The 18,424-nt window shown below is 67.2% G+C and carries 9 protein-coding genes; 8 read left to right on the forward strand and 1 reads right to left on the reverse strand.

The window, feature by feature from the left end:
- The first annotated feature begins 1,178 nt into the window (after nt 1-1,178).
- The 3 genes from ABH927_RS33780 (at nt 1,179) to ABH927_RS33790 (ending at nt 11,243) form a co-directional block, all read left to right on the forward strand.
- Entirely contained in the window at nt 1,179-4,520 is a 3,342-nt protein-coding gene (locus ABH927_RS33780) for a LamG domain-containing protein (RefSeq protein WP_370028513.1), read from the forward strand.
- A gap of 92 nt (nt 4,521-4,612) precedes the next feature.
- Nucleotides 4,613-10,702, forward strand: coding sequence for an RHS repeat-associated core domain-containing protein (locus tag ABH927_RS33785; RefSeq protein WP_370028515.1), 6,090 nt, complete (start codon nt 4,613-4,615; stop codon nt 10,700-10,702).
- Nucleotides 10,695-11,243, forward strand: coding sequence for a hypothetical protein (locus tag ABH927_RS33790; RefSeq protein WP_370028517.1), 549 nt, complete (start codon nt 10,695-10,697; stop codon nt 11,241-11,243). The genes ABH927_RS33785 and ABH927_RS33790 overlap by 8 nt, the downstream gene beginning before the upstream one ends.
- A 267-nt stretch (nt 11,244-11,510) precedes the next feature.
- Here ABH927_RS33790 and ABH927_RS33795 read toward each other — a convergent pair whose 3' ends face one another.
- On the reverse strand, nt 11,511-12,473 hold the full coding sequence (locus tag ABH927_RS33795; protein ID WP_370028518.1) for an SCO6880 family protein: 963 nt from the start codon (nt 12,471-12,473) through the stop codon (nt 11,511-11,513).
- A 1,554-nt stretch (nt 12,474-14,027) separates the two neighbouring features.
- Between ABH927_RS33795 and ABH927_RS33800 the strand changes: the two genes are divergently transcribed.
- The 5 genes from ABH927_RS33800 (at nt 14,028) to ABH927_RS33820 (ending at nt 17,975) form a co-directional block, all read left to right on the forward strand.
- The gene (locus ABH927_RS33800) at nt 14,028-14,657 is read left to right on the forward strand and encodes a site-specific DNA-methyltransferase (RefSeq protein WP_370028520.1); all 630 of its coding nucleotides are present in this window, start codon (nt 14,028-14,030) and stop codon (nt 14,655-14,657) included.
- Nucleotides 14,654-14,992 (forward strand): helix-turn-helix domain-containing protein, encoded by a 339-nt coding sequence (locus ABH927_RS33805; RefSeq protein WP_370028522.1) that lies wholly within the window; start codon nt 14,654-14,656, stop codon nt 14,990-14,992. The genes ABH927_RS33800 and ABH927_RS33805 overlap by 4 nt, the downstream gene beginning before the upstream one ends.
- Nucleotides 14,989-15,222: a hypothetical protein gene (locus tag ABH927_RS33810; RefSeq protein ID WP_370028523.1), complete on the forward strand. Its 234-nt coding sequence runs from the start codon at nt 14,989-14,991 to the stop codon at nt 15,220-15,222. Before ABH927_RS33805 ends, ABH927_RS33810 begins: the two co-directional genes overlap by 4 nt.
- Nucleotides 15,219-16,136, forward strand: a complete 918-nt coding sequence (xerC, locus tag ABH927_RS33815) for a tyrosine recombinase XerC (RefSeq protein WP_370028525.1) — start codon at nt 15,219-15,221, stop codon at nt 16,134-16,136. Before ABH927_RS33810 ends, xerC begins: the two co-directional genes overlap by 4 nt.
- Nucleotides 16,137-16,406: 270 nt before the next feature.
- Nucleotides 16,407-17,975 (forward strand): HEPN domain-containing protein, encoded by a 1,569-nt coding sequence (locus ABH927_RS33820; RefSeq protein WP_370028527.1) that lies wholly within the window; start codon nt 16,407-16,409, stop codon nt 17,973-17,975.
- The last annotated feature ends 449 nt before the right edge of the window (nt 17,976-18,424 follow it).

Here is an 18,424-nt window from a genome sequence, read left to right on the forward strand (position 1 = left end):
TACTGCCCGCAGGGCGCCGCTCCCGTGTCAAGGCCCGTACGCGAAAGAACCCGACCAGCAAGTACGGACCAAACGCCGGGCAGCACCCCGCAACCGCACAGACCTACAGCTTCCACGCCGACGTCACGATCTTCGAGAAGGGACTTGCCTCCCGTCCCCGACGCTAAACGCAACGGCGTTGAGAAAAACCACAGTATCCGATCTTGGATACTGTGGCTCCGACCTGCGAAAACGCGGTCGGGACGACAGGATTTGAACCTGCGACCCCTTGACGTCCAGTGGGTCACCTGGTTCAAATGCTCGCCAACGGCGGGAGCGCCGCAGTTTGAGCCATGCCGCCCCCTCGTAGACTCGGCGATTCACGTGGAGCGCGGCGCAGGGCCTCGGGATGACGGGTGCGGGCGTAGCGCTCGGCGTACCGATCGACGGGGCGCCCGCGCCGGCCACGAACGGGTACAGCCCACACACCTGGGTGGTCGTCGCCTGCTCCGCCCCCGGCGCGATATGCACCGCCCGCCCGCCGCCGGCCCCATGCGGGGCGACCGCCCGTCTCCTCCCCCGGGGCCGGGGCGCCGGATACGGCCATCGTCTCATCGACGTCCCACCGTACGGGTGCCGTCGGTTCGAGCCCCTCGTAGGAACGGAACGGCACCACGGTCACGTCTGCCTCCCCCTACTGCTGATGGCTTCAGTACTACGGGCGAAGGTTGCTCAGGCTGTGACACCACCCGGTCGCGTCGGGCTGGAGGGTCTCCGCGCGACGCAGGCCTGACCGCTTCTCGCATGGGTGCCGAAAGGATAGCCGGAGCTGCGTGGGAGCGTCTTCGGCGAGGCGATGGCCATCGGACGAGACGGTAAGGCGAAATCGTTAGGACTTCCTTACTGATCACCAGAAGGCCCGATAAGGCTCTTTCGGCCGAATTGGCTGGTGATGGATCATGCGGCCCGTGGAGCCTGGGCATGCGACCCGACTCAAGACAGCACGGATCTATACATGACAATTTGACTCTCGTCGACTGTGCACGTTTCATGGCTGCGGCCCTTGATTCCGCATGCGGGCCGAATCGGGGACATAGCCGACGCGACTGAGGGTGCGGCGTTCTCACGTTCTCTTTCACTAGGAGCATTTCTTGAGGCTTTGCCGTGCCCTTTTCGCGGCCGTTCTGGTCTGGGCCGCTATGACAGCGTCCCTGGTCGCGACACCTCCCGTAGCCGCTGCCGCGCACGCAGCCCCGGCGCCGGCCGCCCAGCCCGACGAGCGTTCGGCTCTCGCCGCAGCCACGGCATCGGGGACGCGGGTCGAGGCGCTCGACCGCCGGACCGAGACGCGGCAGGTGTTCGCCAACAGCGACGGAACCTTCACCCTCGAGGAGTCCGCCCTGCCGGTGCGCGTGCGTCAAGACGGGCGGTGGGCTGACGTCGACGCCACGCTCGTACAGGCTCCCGATGGGAGGATCACTCCACGGGCGACGGCGGTGGCGGCAACGCTGTCCGGCGGAGGCGACTCCGCGCTGGTGACGCTCTCGGCGCAGGGGCGGGAACTGACCATTTCCTGGCCGGGCACGCTTCCCGTTCCACGACTCGACGGCCCCACCGCCGTCTATCCGGAGGTTTTCCCCGGGGTGGACCTGCAACTGACCGCCTCGGTGACCGGACTGTCGGAGGTCCTGGTGGTCAAGGACGCCAAGGCCGCGGCCAACCCGGCATTGGCGAAGGTCACTTTTGGACTCAGCGGGACGGGGGTGTCAATCCGCAAGACGGCGGACGGCACCACCAACGCGGTGACCGACGGCGGCACCGTGCTGTTCACATCGCCGGTTCCGCGCATGTGGGACTCGTCGGGCCGGATGAATGGATCGGCTGGTGAGGCGGTGTCGCGTTCGCTGGCCGCTGCACCCTCGCCTGGAGGCCGTGAGGTCGCTATGGACACCGAGGTCACCAATTCCGCTATCTCGGTAATTCCGGACAGGTCGCTACTGGCCGATCCGTCTGCACAATTCCCGGTGTTCATCGACCCCGAGTGGACGGGTTCGAAACTGGCATGGGCCATGGTCTCGTCCGATGGTTCATACACCGGCTTGAATCCGACGCATCGATCAGAAGCGGGCAGTTATAACGGGTCGGTCAAGCGCCGTTCGTTCTACCGCATGCGCACCGATTACGTGAACTACAAGCACATCCTGAAGGCGACCTTCCGTATCACAGAGACTTGGTCGTGGTCCTGCAGCGCCCGCCCAATCGAGCTGTGGTTCACCGGTCCAATCTCCCAGTCAACCACGTGGAGTCACCAGCCCGCCCTGCACAAGAAGCTGGACGAACTGAACGTCGCCAAGGGATACGACCCCGGTGGCTGCGACAGCGGCGGCCTGGAATTCGACGCGACCGCCGCCGTGACCAACACCGCAGGCCGGGGCTTGGACGACACGACACTCGGGCTGATCGCGGGCAACGAAACCGACTCGTACTACTGGAAGGGCTTCGACCAGAGCACGGCCAAACTGGTCGTCGACTACAACAGCGTGCCGCGCCCAACCGCGGGGATAGCCACCACCCCAGCGGCTCCCTGCGCCACCGGCACGAGTCGCCCGGCCATCAGCAGCGCATCTCCGGCGCTGAAGGCCAAGGTCTACGACCCCGACCAAGGGGGCGACGCCGTGCGCGCCGAGTTCGAGGTGCACGTCTACAACACCGCGACCTCTGCGTGGGAGACCTTCGGGGCCACCCGTACGACCAGTTACATCGCCTCGGCCACTGCGGTGGAGCACAAGGTGACGCTGTCGGGCCTGGCCGAAGGCGGCGTCTACTCCTGGCGGGTGCGCGCCTACGACGGCACGGACGCAGGGCCGTGGAGCGGCTGGTGCGAGTTCAGGGTCGACACCACCAACCCTAGCGGGCTCCCCTCGGTGTCGTCTGCCCAATATCCCGACGACGAGCCTTCCGACCCGGCTCAATGGCACGACGGAATCGGACGGCCGGGAGCTTTCACGTTCACCCGCGCGGCTGGCGACACCGACGTCACGGCCTTCGACTACGCGGTCGACACCATCAGCGCCCGCCGCCGGGTACAGGCGCCGAGCGGAACCGCGAACCTGCTGATCGCTCCTACCCATGACTGGCTGACCACGGTCTACGTTTGGCCCGTCGACCAGGCGGGCAACGCCGGCGCCCTCTACGCCACTTACCAGTTCTATGTGTCGAGCGTCGCCTCCGGCCCCGTGTCGTCCTGGAGTATGGACGAGGCCGCGACGGCGACGGCGGCGGCCGACTCGGTCGGGTCGCACCCGCTCACGGCAACGGGGGTGACCTTCGCGGGCGGGCGCCTGGTGAAGGCGGCCTCGCTAAACGGCACCAGCAGCTACCTGGCGTCCCTGGGACCCGTCGTGGACACAAGCAAGGCCTTCACGATCTCGGCCTGGGCGCAGCTGACCGACACCTCGCACGTCAGCACCGTCGCCGCACAGGTCGGCGACCACGCCAGCGCCTTCTACCTGTACTTCAACAGCGCAGACGGCAAATGGGTGTTCAGCCGGCGGCCGAGTGACGCCGACGGGGTCTCCCCGATCCGCGCCTCGTCGGACGCACCGGCCCGGGTGAATGCCTGGGAGCACCTCGTCGGCGTCTACGACCCCTCCCTGCAACAGCTGCGGCTGTATGTCAACGGTCGGCTGCAGTCTTCCCAGCCGACCTTCGACACCCCCTGGAACGCCACCGGCGCCTTCCAGGTGGGCCGGTCGGAGATCGACGGCAAATTCGGCAACTACTTCGCAGGATCGGTGGACGAAGTACGTATCTGGGACCGCCTGCTGGTCAAAAACGAGCGGGCCGACGAACTGTCCGACCTGGTGAACCGGCCGCCGCAGCACCAGGCGGCGTGGCGGCTGGACGAGGGGGCCGGCACATCGGCCGCGAGCTCCACCAGCCAGACCGGCCGCACTCTTACTCTGGGTGGTGGCGCTGGCTGGACATCGGACGGCCACGACCTCAACGCACTGTCGCTGAACGGCACCAGCGGGTACGCCTCCGCCCCCGGCTACATGACCCGCACCGACGGCAGCTTCACGATCACCACCTGGGTGCGGCTCGGCAGCGCGGCCCAAACGGCCACCGCCGCCAGCCAGGACGGCACCCGCCGCAGCGGCTTCACGCTGGGCTACCGCATGTTCGGAGGCACCGGCAAGTGGTCGTTCGACGCGCCCGACGCGGACTCCGACACCGCGACGCTGGTGAGCGCGGCGGTCGACCCGGCCGTCTACCCGGTCGACCTGGAGCAGTGGACCCACCTGGCCGGTGTCTACGACCACCCCCGCCGGCAGTTGCGGCTGTACGTCAACGGGCAACTCGTCGCCCAGACCGACGGCTTCTCCGCCACGTGGAACGCCACTGGCGCCTTCCAACTCGGTCGGGCCAAGCTCACCGGAGCGGCCACCGGCTACTGGCCGGGCGACATCGACGACACCCACGTCTACACCGGGGTCCTCACCGACGAAGAAATCCTCAACTTCGCCCTGGGCCTCGCGTGAACCGCCGCGGACCCGTCAGCACCCCCGCCCACCCGGCCCGGAGGCCTCTTGTGACCCCCCGCACTTCCATGCTGCCCCGCTGGGCTGCCCGCTTGTCTGCACCGCTCGCGCTCGCCATGGCCCTGACCCTGGTCCAGGGTGTGCCCGAAGTCATGGCGGCGGCCGATCCGGCCAAGCCGAAGGACGCCGCCTCGGTGAACGGGCACCCCGCCCCCCCGCGAGCCCGCAAGGCCGATCCCGAGCGGAGGGCCGTGCCTCCGCGGGCGGTCACCTGGCCGCGGCCGGGCTCGGCCTCCGGCGACTCCGCCGCCACAAAGGACCTCGTAGCCGGAGATCTCCCCGTCACCATCGGACCCGTCGGCCAGACCTCCCCAGGGAAGGTCGACGTACAGGTGCTGGACCGTCAAACCGCCGCAGCGGCAGGGCTGGACGGTCTGCTCGTCCGGGTCCGCCGCGATGACCAACCAGCGGCGGCGCCGATGACACTGCGTCTGGATTACAAGGGCTTCGCCGGCGCCGGCGGCGGCGACTGGGCCTCCCGCCTGAGGCTCGTCCAGCTACCCACCTGCGCCGCAACCACCCCGGACCGGCCCGAATGCCGTACGGCGACAGCGGTGCCGAGCAGCAACGACACCGCTGACGAGACCATCACCGCGCAGGTCACCGCGGCGGGCGACGCGCCGGTGTACGCGCTGACCGCAGCCCCGTCGGGAGGCTCGGGCGACTTCACCTCCACGCCGCTGTCCGCCTCCGGCACCTGGGACGGCGGCGACCGGACGGGAGAGTTCACCTGGACCTACCCGCTGCGAACCCCGCCCGGCCTCGGCGGCCCTGAACCGGAGATGGAGCTGCGCTACTCCTCGGGAAGCGTCGACGGACGCACCGCCTCGACCAACAACCAGAGCTCGTGGATCGGCGAGGGCTGGGACCTGTCCGTCGGCGGCTTCGTCGAGCGGCGCTACAAGCCGTGCGCCGACGACGGCGTCACACCGTCCACCGGCGACCAATGCTGGGGCACCGACAACGCGACCGTGTCGCTCGGCGGCGCCACGAACGAACTGATCCGCGACGACGCCACCGGCACCTGGCACATGAAGAACGACGACGCCACCAAGGTGGAGCGTCTGACCGGCACCGCCAATGGCGACGACGACGGCGAGCACTGGAAGATCACCACCACCGACGGCACACAGTACTACTTCGGCCTCAACCGGTTGCCGGGCTGGGCGAGCGGCAAGGCCGTGACCGACTCCGCCTGGACGGTGCCGGTATTCGGCGACGACGCGGGTGAGCCGTGCCACGGCTCCGCCTACGCCTCCTCCTGGTGCCAGCAGGCGTGGCGGTGGAATCTCGACTACGTCGTCGACCCCCACGGCAACGCGGCCACCTATTGGTACAAGCGCGAGACCAACTACTACGGCCTCAACATGAAAGCCACGAGCCCCGTCGCCTACACCAGAGGCGGTTACCTCGACCACATCGACTACGCGCAGCGGTCCGACACCGTCTTTGCGGTGCCGCCGGCCCGGGTGATCTTCACCACCTCCGAGCGCTGCCTCCCGAGCAGCGGTTTCGCCTGTGCCGACGCCGACTTCACCACCGCGAACGCGTCCCACTGGCCCGACGTTCCCGTGGATCAGAACTGCGCCTCCGGTGACAGCTGTACCAACAGGTATTCCCCGACCTTCTGGAGCCGCAGGAGGCTGACCTCGGTCACGACACAGGTCGGCTCTCGAGACGTGGACACCTGGACCCTCACCCACGCCTTCCCCGCGCCTGGAGACGGCACGGATCCGGCTCTGTGGCTGGAGTCGATCCAGCAGACCGGCAAGATCGGGGGCAGCCTGTCGCTTCCCGCGGTCAGCTTCGACGGCGTCCAAATGGCCAACCGGGTCGACGGACAGGAGGGCCTCCCTCCCTTCACCAAGCGCCGCGTCTCCGCCATCTACAACGAGACCGGCGGCCAGATCTCGGTCAGCTACTCCCCGGCCGAATGCGTCGCCGGGCACACGCCTACCCCTGACGCCAACGACAAGCGCTGCTTCCCGCAGTACTGGACCCCGGACGGCGCCACCGACCCCATCCGCGACTGGTTCCACAAGTACTTGGTGACCCAGGTCAACGAGGTGGACCGGACCGGAGGCGCCCCCTTCCTTACCACCAGCTACGAGTACGTCGGGGACCCAGCCTGGCACTACGACGACGATGACGGGCTGACCAAGGACAAGTACCGGACGTGGTCGCAGTGGCGCGGCTATCAGAAGGTGCGCGTCTACACCGGCGACCCCTCCGACCAGCGGTCGGAGGAGGAGACGCTCTACTTCCGCGGCATGGACGGCGACAAGACCTCCACCGGCACCCGCTCGGCTACCGTTACCGACTCGGAGGGCACGGCCATGGACGACAAGCCGCGGCTCGAAGGGTTTGCCCGGGAGAAGATCACCTACAACGGCGCCGGAGGCGCGGTCGTCCAGGGCACGATCAACGACCCCTGGACCCGCGGACCGACTGCCACCCGGACACGCAGCTGGGGCACGACCAAGGCGTACATGGTCGACACCGCGAAGACCCGTACCCGCACCGCGCTGTCGGCGGGCGGCTTCCGCCATACGGAGGTCGACACCGCCTACGACGACGACGGTCAGGAGATCGAGGTCAGCGACCTCGGTGACGTCTCCACGCCGGCCGACGACCAGTGCACGCGCACCACCTACGCCCGCAATGACCAGACGTGGATGATCGACAACCCGGCGCGGGAGGAGACCGTCTCCGTCGCCTGCACCGCGACCCCGGACAGGTCCAAGCACCTCATCTCCGACACCCGTATGTCCTACGACGGCCAGGCCTACGGAGCCACGCCCACCACGGGCGACGTCACCCTCACCCAGAAGCTCGCGGGGTGGAACGGCTCCCCGCAGTACGTCACGGACACCGCCACCTCCTACGACGAGTACGGCAGGACCACCGAGGTCGCCGACGCGGCGAACCACAAGACCGTCACGGCCTACATCCCGGCCACGGGCGGCCTTGCCACCAAGACCGTCGTGACCAACCCGGCCGGCCACGTGACCACCACCGAACTGGAGCCCGCCTGGGGTGCCACCACCGCCGTCGTCGACCCGAACGGCAAGCGCACCGATGTGACCTACGACGCGCTCGGCCGCACCAGCCAAGTATGGCTGCCCACCCATCCCAAGTCCGCCAACCCCTCCTCCCCGAACAGCCAGTACACCTACCTCATCCGGACCGACGGACCGGTGGCCGTCACCGCCGAGACCCTGCGCAATGACGCCAACTACAACGTCAGTCAGACGCTGTACGACGGACTGCTGCGCGAGCGGCAGACCCAGGCCCCTGCGCCCGGCGGCGGACGTCTGATCACCGACAAGATCTACGACAGCCGTGGCCTGGTGGTGAAGGAGAACCAGGAGTACTACAACGACCAGGCGCCGGCCACCAGCCTGTGGATCCCGGCCAGCGACGACGACGTTCCCGGGCAGACCGTCACGAACTACGACGGCGCGGAACGGGTCACCGCCGAGATTTTCCGGGTGCGCGGCACCGAGAAGTGGCGCACCACGACCGCCTACGGCGGCGACCACGTCGACGTGACCCCGCCCGCCGGCGCCACCCCCACGACGACCTACACCGATGCGCGGGGCCGCACCACCGAGCTGCGTCAGTACCGCAACGGCGCCGTAACCGGTGCCTACGACGCCACCCGCTACACCTACACCCCCGCCGGCCAGACCGCCACGGTCACCGACCCGGCCGGCAACACCTGGACGTACACCTACGACCTGCGCGGACGCAAGATCAAGGACGACGATCCCGACAAGGGAGTCGCCACCTCCACCTACGACGATCTGGACCAGCTCACCAGCACGACCGACGCCCGTGGCAAGACCCTCGCCTACACCTATGACGTCCTCGGCCGCAAGACCGGCCTGTACGATGGCTCCCCCTCCGGGACCAAGCTCGCCGAGTGGACCTACGACACGATGGCCGACGGCACCGCAGTGAAGGGGCAGCCGGTCGCTTCCATCCGTTACGCCGGGACCAACGCGTACCGCACGGAGGTGACCGCCTACGACGTCGCGTACCGGCCGACCTCGACCACGGTCACCATCCCCGCCGTCGAGGGCAAGCTCGCGGGCAGCTACCAGTACGGCTCCACCTACAACACCGACGGCACCCTCGCGTCCCAAGGCGTACCCGCGGCGGGCGGGTTCCCCCGCGAGGTGATGACGTACGGCTACGACGAACTCGGCCAGCCGACGACGACCCGCGGCCTGTCCACCTACGTCACCGCGACCCAGTATTCGAAGCTCGGCCAGCCGCTGTGGTGGACCCAGCAGGCCGGCACCGGCAAACGCGTCCAGCGGTACTTCTACTACGACGAGGGCACCAACCGGCTCAGCCGGGAACTCATCCAGAAGGAGACCGCCCCCGCGCAGGTCGCGGACGTCAACTACGCCTACGACCCGGCCGGCGACATCACCTCCATCACCGACAAGCCCACCGGGCAGACACCCGACGTGCAGTGCTTCACCTACGACCACCTGCAACGGCTGACCGAGGCGTGGGCACAGGGCACCGAGAGCTGCGCCTCCGCCCCGACGTTGTCGGCTCTCGGCGGTCCGGCGTCCTACTGGTCGTCCTACGGCTACGACCTCACCGGCAACCGCACCAAAGAGGTGCGGCACTACAGCAGCGGTGACATCACACGTACCTCCACCTACCCGGCCCCGGCCGGACCCCACCCGCACGCCCTCACCTCCCTCGCCACCTCGGGCGGCGCCACGGACTCCTATACCTACGATCAGGCGGGTAACACCACCGGCCGCAAATCCGCCACTCTGGAGTGGGACGGCGAGGGCCACCTGACCAAGGTCACCGACGGCGGCGCGACCACCAGTTTCCTCTACGACGCCGACGGTGATCGGCTCATCCGCCGCGACCCCACCGGGACGACCCTCTACCTGCCGGGCCAGGAGGTGCGGCTGGACGCCGCTACCCAGGCCCTGTCCTGCACCCGCTACTACGCTCACGGCGACGACGTGGTGGCCGCCCGCGGCAAGACAGGGCTGACCTGGCTCGCCTCCGACCACCACGGCACGAACACCGTGGCGATCGCCGACTCGACCCAGACCGTCACCCTGCGCCGCCTCGACCCCTTCGGCAACCAGCGAGGGGCGGCTCCCGCCTCATGGCCCGGCGAACGCGGCTTCGTCGGCGGCGCCATGGACCCGTCGACGGGCCTCACCCACCTCGGTGCCCGCGAGTACGACCCCACCAACGGCCGTTTCCTCAGCGTCGACCCGGTCATCGACACCGACGATCCGCAGCAGATGAACGGCTACGCCTACAGCGACAACAACCCCGTCACCCTGTCGGACCCGGACGGCCTGCGGCCCGGGCGATGCGACGCCAAGTGCTGGCGCATCCGCACCCGGCTGTTCAACGGCGCGCACAAGAACCTCACCGGCTTCCACCCGGTCAAGGCGCCCTTCCAGTCCAAACGCGCACGGGCCGAATACCGGCACTACAGCGCGGCCTACAAGGCCATGCAACCCCAGATCAGCGCTCTCATCGCCAAGAGACAGGCCGCGCAGGCGGCGGCAGCCAAGGCCGCTGCGGCCCAGGCCGCCCAGCGCACCGCCCGTAACCAGAGCTGGCTGAACAAGGCCAGCCAATGGGTCGGAAACCACTGGAGTACCATCAGCACCGCTCTGTCGATCGTCGGCCTGGGCGTGTGCATTGTCGCGTCGGCGGGAGTCTGCATGATCGCCGGAGTCGGTATCGCAGCCGCTAACTACGTTCACAGCGCAGTTCAGTCCGGGAACTATGCCGATCCTCGAGCGATGAGGACCTTCGCCTGGGACGTCGCCACGTCGGTGGGCCTCGGTTACATCGGCAAGGGTCTTACGGCGGGCTGGAAGGTGACGACGGCGGGTCGCCGGGTAGGCGTGCCAGAAGGCTGGAGTCTCACCGAGGGGTGGTTCGCGAGTCCGTGGGTGAAGGTCGGCGCGAGGGCGAGAGGCTCCGCCAGACAGGCCGGCCCGGCCCACGGCACGCGGCTCGCGCTGGGGATCACTGCCGAGAACCTGCTCGTCAACGCCGAGACTGCGGCACCGTCTACGGGGATCCAGTACCTGGGAGAGAGCCGGCTCAATGAGTAAGACATGGAAGAAGCGGGTGGTGACCAGGAAGCCCATCGCGATCGTCCTGACCGTCCTCGTGCCCGGAGCCCTCGCCGTCTACGGCCTCGGTGCGACCCTGGGCACCGGCCTGGTCCACAATCTCGCGGACGCGCTCGTCTTCTCCTTGATCCTCGGTGGGAGTTCGTTCGTGATCTGGTTACTCGCCTGGCACTCGAAGATCCGGGCGACGCCCGACGCCTTGTTCGTCGATAACTTCCTCGTCGTCCACGAAGTCCCCTGGCCCCAGGTCAAGGAGATCGTCCTCGAGAACGGCATCCTCGTCGTCCTCGACGACGACACCGTGATCGGCTCGCTCCAGTTCGGCGGATCCGTTCTCGGGGGCATCACCGGCTACCGCACCTTCCGCCGCCCGCTGCGCCGCCTCCAGCAGGCCCTCGCCACCTACAAGCACGCCGGCACCACCGAGGCGTGCGAGAGGAGGACCTATGTGAAATTCCCCTGGATCGCCGCCCTGGCCTGGTTCCTCCTCTACGCCATCCCGTCGTTCCTCCAGCTCTGAAGAGCCTGTTCCGGCAGCGCGTGCATGGGGCGGTACTCGTTGTCTATGTCGTGCTGGGGAACAGCAGGAGCGCACACAGAGCTCTTTGGGACCGAACGAGAAGGAGACACTGAGCCATCCGATCCGTGACGCCCACCACGCCGGGAAGAGGAGGAAGCGCCGCTCATTGGCAAACCCGCAGCGCTCAGCGCTCGGGCGGGGCAAGCCAGGGCAAAGGCACGTACCTGCTGGGCGTGGGTGGCCGGCGATACGCCAGTGCAGGCAGGATCAGTGTCCGGCCAGGGCGGGAGGGCACACCCCGCAGGGCAGGGTCGCGGCGAAGCCGGCGGCCTGGGACCTCGTCAGCGAGCGCAGACGGATCTTGGACGAATCGGCGGCGGCCTCGGTCGCCGCGACGGCCTGCGGCAGATCGGCGGCGTCGAGCACGGTGACGGTGACGACCATGCCGACCAGGCACACCCCCGCCCCAATCGCCTCCTCCCTGGCCGCCTGCCGGGCCCTCGCCTGGTCGAAGGCGTCACGGGCGGTCTCCTCCCTGCCCAGCCGGTGCCGGTAGGCCTGCCGGAAGGCCGCCGAGGTCACCTCGCTCTCCAGCACCCGGTCCGCGGCCGCGGCCGGGAGCGGCCGATACTGCAGCGTCACCCGCTTCAGGTACGGCCCGGGCGCGACCAGCCGGGCCAGCACATCGGAGTGCACGTTCTGCCGCGGCGCTTCCTGCCAGCACCACGACACCGACACCCCGGAGTCGTGCCGGTAGCTCCCCGGCAGTTCCTCGGCCGACAGCGGCACGGCATCCGCCCAGCCCGCCGTATCCGCCCCGGGCCGGGGCCGGCTCACCTCGCCGCGTGCGGCCGGGTCGAAGGCCCCGCGCACCACGGCGGCGATCTCCGCCGCCGTGGCCCGACCCATCACGGTCACCCCGCACGAGCCGAGCGCTGACTCCAGGCCCTCCACCGTACGCGACACCTCCTCGGCGGCCTGGGTGAGCGTCGGCGGCGCCGACGGCGAGGCCGACGTATCGAACGTGAGCGACAGACGGGTCTCGACATGCGCCGCCGCGGCGGGGGCGGAGGCGACCAGCTGAGCCAGGATGGCCCGGGCGGTGGCGGGCGCCGCCGGGTCGATCGCCGAGGTGACGGCCTCGGCGAGCCGGCCGCCCGGAACGGGCGGCAGCCTGCGGCAATGGCGGGCAGCGGGGTATCGGCAACTGACGGCTCGTCCGAGCAACAAACGAGCAATGAGAAACAGAAAAGCCGTGATCACTCTCGCCTGATCACGGCTCCGACCTGCTAGAACAGTGTCGGGACGGCGGGATTTGAATCCACGACCCCTTGACCCCCAGCACCAGCCTGGAGGTTCACTTGCCGGGTCCACCGTCACTAACAGCACGAGACCAGTGCAGGGCATCTCGAGAGACGGATGCGACGGTCCCGGACGCGCGCAGGTGAGGACCTGAACAGCCCCAGAGGACTTGACTTACAGATCATGGGTTGTGCTGTGCTCTTCAAGGGGCTGGCCGGTCGAGGGCTGCTTGGAAAGATCACGAGAGCGGTTGGCCACTCCTTTCAGCATCAACTTGAGCACGCCCATGGCGACCAACGCCACGGCGCGCACGGACTCCCAGTCGCCCTGCAGACGCCGCCCATCTCCGGAACTCGCAATTCCGGTGCGCTCACATATGACGCCTCCGTCCCGTACAGTCCCACGCCTACAGCAGTTGGCGTGGCGTTACCTGGTTGGTTCGGCCGCGGCCGATCGGTCACCGCAGACGGATTCTGATCGAACACAACGGTGGACGGAGAAAGGTAACCCGGTGTCGAGGGAGGCGGCTCTGTGACGGTCCGGGCTGGGGGATGACGTCTGGTTCCTGCGGTCCAACCGCGGTCCAAATGCCGGAAGACCCACCCGCTGGACAGCGGCCCGGCCTTCTGAGCTGCGCGAACGTGGTGGGCGATACTGGGATCGAACCAGTGACCTCTTCGGTGTGAACTAAGCGCTCTTCCGTCTTCTGCAGGCTCCGCAACAAGACGATGGCCGCCTCTGGAGGGCCCTTTAACCTTCAGCAATAGGTGGCCACGGGTCATGCTGGCAGGCGGTCCCCTGCCGCCGGATACACAGAGCCACGTTTTCTGATCGCCGTTGTCTGCTCTGCTGCTCCCGCCCTGCGGGCGTCACAAGGTCGGTGCGACGGCGTGTGCCGATTAACGCCATTCCACCGCCTGCGGACGTCACAGTGTCAGCCGGGATGCCGACCAAGGGCGTGCCGAGCCCACCGTCCAGGCAGCGGTTCGGGTTCGGGGCCTCAAACATGCACCTCTTTACATCGTAGATTCCGTTCCCGTTTGAACACCGCCGTGCTACGGCCTCAACAGGTGGCGAATGCGGTGACACGCTGGACAGACATGTGTCACCCGACGGCACCCAGCGGGAGGGCGACCTTTGATGACACCTGGGTGACACAAGAGAAAAACCACAGTATCCGATCTTGGATACTGTGGCTCCGACCTGCGAAAACGCGGTCGGGACGACAGGATTTGAACCTGCGACCCCTTGACCCCCAGGCAACCCAGCAGGTCCGCCTCGACGGCACCGAAACGACTCTGAGCTGGGAAACGATCCCTGACAGTCCGGCAGCGTCCGGGCGCGTTCGGGCGCATTGTCACTCAGTTTGTCACCCAGAGGCCGGGCCATCGCCAACACGCTCGAGGGTCCGTCTCCACACCACACCAGCCGGTCGTACGGCCGCGAGCCCGGCTCGCCGTACCACCGAAGAACCTGCTCGGCATGCCCTGGCGCGTCGCCTTCACCCTCCAGCAGGACGGCTGGATCCTGCGCAACGCCATCGTCTGGCACAAGCCCAACGCCATGCCCCAATCCGTTCTGGACCGGCTCACCACCCGGTATGAGCTGATCTTCATGCTGGTCAAGCAGCGCCGCTACTGGTTCGACCTGGACGCGATCCGCGAGCCGTACACCGGCGACCGGCCGATCTCGCGACGGTCACGGAAGGGCGGAAAAAAGCCCAACACCATCGCCACCGAGTGGCCCCGCAAGTACGACGCCGCCGAACCGTTCAACAGGCGGGCACCGGGTGCGGCAATGCGCCCGACCGGGCGGCGACACAACGCCAGCCACCCCGATGGCAAGAACCCCGGTGACATGTGGTCGATCTCCACCCGGCCGCTTCGGGCCGCGCACTTCGCCCCGTTCCCGATCGACATCCCACTACGGGCCATCGCGGCGGGCTGCCGCCCGAACGGGACCGTGCTCGACATGGCCACCGGCTCAGGTACCACCGCGCTGGCCGCCCACGACCTCGGCCGGACTTTCGTTGGTGTCGATATCTCCGAGCCATTCCTCAAGCTCGCCATCGCCCGCATCCGCGATCACAAGGTCCGTGGGGGTTCGCAGTGACCAGGAAGCCACAAAGGGCCTGCTCAGGGCCTCCCGAATCCGGTTCATCTCCGTATCCTGCAGGGCCCCGAACGCGTAGTGGCACACCCGCCGCAACCCGCGCAGACAACGATTCACAAGATCGAGACCGGGTCGCAGCCCCCGGGGCTGATGGCAGACGGCTTTACCGCGTCTCCGAGGCCATGCACCTGCTCAGCATGAGCCGAACCGTGATCTACGAGCAGATCCGCGCCGGGCGGCTGCGCTCCCTGAAACAGGGCCGCACTCGGCTGATTCCGGCCTCGGCCATCACCGAGTACATCGCCCTTCTCGAACAGGAAGTGAGGACAGAATGACCGCACGACGCAGCCGCGGCGACGGCGGCCTGCACTGGGATGAGCAGCGCCAGCGCTGGATCGCCTCGGTCACGGTCGGCTACTCCCCCGCAGGCAAGCGCATCGTCAGGAAAGCAAGCGGCAAGACCAAGACCGAGGCCAAGGCGAGACTCAAAGAGATCTCCGTGACTACGAGGACGGTCTCGGTCTCGCCAGCGGACCGGCCAACTACACCGTCGCCGACGCCATGACGAACTGGCTCACCTACGGTCTGCAGGGACGCGATCCCGAGACCGTGGCCAACTACCGGATCCTCTCCGACAAACACGTCGTCCCCGCCCTGGGGGCGCGCAAGCTGCGGGAGCTGAGCGCCGAAGACGTGGACCGCTGGCTCATCGGGAAGGCCAAGACGCACAGCACCCGCACGCTCCGCCTGCTCCACTCATGCCTGAACCGGGCGGTGAAGTTCGCCCAGGCGCGGGACAAGGTCAAGCGCAACGTGGTGGCCCTGTGCGATGTCCCCGAAGGACAGGAAGGCCGTCCTTCCAAATCGCTCACCCTGGAGCAAGCGGTGGCGGTCCTGGCCGCCGCCGAACGCTCGCGGTTGTACGCCTACGTGGTGCTCTCGCTCCTCATCGGCGCCCGCACCGAGGAGCTCCGGGCGCTCGTCTGGTCGGAGGTGGATCTCGACGGCGATCCCAACAGCGGCACTCCGCCATGGATCGCCGTCTGGCGATCTGTACGGGAAGGCGGTGACACCAAGACCAGAAAGTCGCGTAGGTCTCTCGCCCTGCCCAAGCGATGTGTCGAGGCTCTCCGTGCCCACCAGGTGCAGCAGGCCAAGGAGCGCAAGGATGCCGGGGCCAAGTGGACCGAGAACGATCTCGTCTTCGCCTCCTTGGTAGGCACTCCCCTGGACTCGCACAACGTGCGGCGCGCCTTTCGGAAGATCGTGAAGGACGCCGGACTGAAGGCCAAAGAGTGGACGCCACGGGAGATGCGGCACAGCTTCGTCTCGCTGCTCTCCGACTCCGGCGTCCCGCTGGAAGATATCGCCCGCCTGGTAGGGCACAGCGGGACGGCCGTCACCGAGGCGGTCTACCGCAAGCAGATCCGCCCCGTCCTCCTCGGTGGAGCAGAGACGATGGACCGCATCTTCTCCTGACCACGTACACAAGGGCCTGATCGCTGAAGACGGCGATCAGGCCCTTGATCATTGGCTACCGTTTATCGCCCACGGGGCGACGTGGTTTCCGGGGGCCAGGTGAGAGGAAGCGGAGATCATCCAGCCGGGCTTTGTCGGTTACGGAGGGTGATGACTGCGGTGGCGGCGGAACCATCAGGGATGGGTGATCCATCAAAATGACCTGCAGGAGATCGTTTTACCGCATAACGTCGACAGAGTCGCTCTTGTTCGCTTCCTCCCGGAGAACCCATGTCCACGAACGAGCCCGTCGAGGCATTTGATGAGTTTCTGGAGAACCTCAAATACGCTCGCAGCCTGGTAAAGACGGGGCCGGGACTCGTTGCTCTGCAGGTACGTGCGCTGGAGGACGTGACGGATCTGTACCGGGCTGCGTGGTCGCAATCCGTGGCGGGGCTGGATCATTGGATAACGCGGGAGATCACGGAAAGGGCCGTGTTCCTCGCGCTACGTCCGGATCTACCCAGGCCGCCCAAGTTCTCCAAGCTGGAGATCCCGGTGGAAGCCTTCGAACAGGTACACCGAGAGGCCGGAGAACTGGGTGAAGTCCTGCGGCGCTGCTGGGGTGAGAAGTTCGCCCGGGTTACTCACCAGAGCCCGGAGCGGATCAAGGAGGGACTCTCCTTCGTCACGGCAGGTGACCTCTGGCCGAAAGTGGCTGAGATCATGAGCCGGGCTGGTTCCCCAATCAAAGCGGATCAGGTCAGGGAGCGCCTACGCGCAATCGTTGACCGGCGCAATCGAATCGCGCACACCGCCGACCGCAATCCTGCTCCGCCACCCGGACGTGCCAAGCTCACAGCGGAGGAGACAGCCGACACGATCGACTGGCTGGAGGAAATGGCCCGGGCGATCCTGGAGGCATTGGGTGGCCCGCTGAACCCTGAAGACCTAGTTGGTCCTCCAGAGGAAGTAGATGAGCCTGGTCTCGTGCTTACCGGGCCCCAATGGGATGAGCGGAGCCTGCTGCACGCCCTGGAGAAGTACGGCACCCCAGAGGCCAGCGATGTCCTGCTGACGGTGTACCGCCACGCGGAGACTCACGCTGCTTTCCGGGGTTACTCCTTCGGCGCGGGTACGTTTCCGTCGGTGAGCGCGTACTTCCGGGTCGGGCAGGATGAGGCATCAGTGTGGAGCATCTACACAGGCTCGGACAAGTCGGTGCTCTCGATCAACTTTGAGTGGATGCGGGCTCGGGGATTTCCCGTGGAGCGATTAGCTCGCCTGGTGGACAGCCTGATGCGGCTACCTGGCGCGGAGCGAGTTCTCGGCAATGTGGCTGCAGCGGACTACGCCAAGCGTCCGTCACTCACCCCTGAGATGCTTACGGGCGGCTCGGATGTGATCATCGCGGCTCTCGACGAGCTGCTCGCCTCGAATATCCAGGGCGGTGTCTTCCGGTTCATGCCGCAGCCGTTGTCGTCAGACGCAGTTCCAGTGTGGGAGTTGCCACTGGAGGAGCGACTGGTCGATCTCGCCGAGTCGCTGGGGTTCGTGCCCTCACACCTTACGAAGAAGAAGCTTGAACTGGTGAACCTCGACCGTGGCCAGGTGGTCTATCTCGACCGTGAGAAGACCCCGTCAGGCACGATCGCGGTGATTGTCCCGCCATGGTCGGACTTGGAGATGTGGGCGTCAGACACTGAGCTGTCGGTTCCCGTGGCCGGGCGGTACTTCCACAGCACGAACCTCCGAGTGTTCCCCAGGCGACGAAACAGAGGAGAGGCGGAGATTCACCACGGCTACTCGATTGTCTGCCGCACCGAAGAGGCTTTCCAGCGGCTCATGAAGCAGGTTTGAGGTGCCCGTGGTCCGTGACCGTGGCACCGCAGAACGACCGTTCACGTCCACTTCGTGCAGCGCATCCAGGACGAAGCCATAGGCAACTGAGGGTGTGGTTGAGAGCGATCGGATGCCTGTTGGACAATGCGCGCCTGAGTAACGTTTCATTTCTGGACGTGCTGGATTGTCGGAGGCCAGTGCAATACTCCCGCTGATCGTTTCCCGGTTGATCATTCATGTGCTGGCTGGAGAGCTGCCGTCGGATGAAGCGCGGGACATCGTACAAGTGACAGGCTTGGCCCACATGACCGTACATCCCCTCGGGCGCGAGATCACTGATACCTACCTGTCCCTGGTCGACGGCGCGCTGCGGAGCAATCGTCAATACCTGTGGATCAAGATCTTTTAAGCGGCGATCGGTGAGCCCTCGATGGCCGGTGTCTCCTCGGGGCGTTCGGCGAGTCTGC

Source organism: Planotetraspora sp. GP83 (assembly GCF_041262585.1).
GTDB lineage: Bacteria > Actinomycetota > Actinomycetes > Streptosporangiales > Streptosporangiaceae > JAOEGB01.

What these genes read in the sequence shown, in the direction of transcription:
- ABH927_RS33780 (WP_370028513.1), top strand. Translation starts at nt 1,179, where the DNA reads ATGACAGCGTCCCTGGTCGCGACACCTCCCGTAGCCGCTGCCGCGCAC.
- ABH927_RS33790 (WP_370028517.1), top strand. Translation starts at nt 10,695, where the DNA reads ATGAGTAAGACATGGAAGAAGCGGGTGGTGACCAGGAAGCCCATCGCG.
- ABH927_RS33800 (WP_370028520.1), top strand. Translation starts at nt 14,028, where the DNA reads ATGCCCTGGCGCGTCGCCTTCACCCTCCAGCAGGACGGCTGGATCCTG.
- ABH927_RS33810 (WP_370028523.1), top strand. Translation starts at nt 14,989, where the DNA reads ATGACCGCACGACGCAGCCGCGGCGACGGCGGCCTGCACTGGGATGAG.
- xerC (WP_370028525.1), top strand. Translation starts at nt 15,219, where the DNA reads ATGACGAACTGGCTCACCTACGGTCTGCAGGGACGCGATCCCGAGACC.
- ABH927_RS33820 (WP_370028527.1), top strand. Translation starts at nt 16,407, where the DNA reads ATGTCCACGAACGAGCCCGTCGAGGCATTTGATGAGTTTCTGGAGAAC.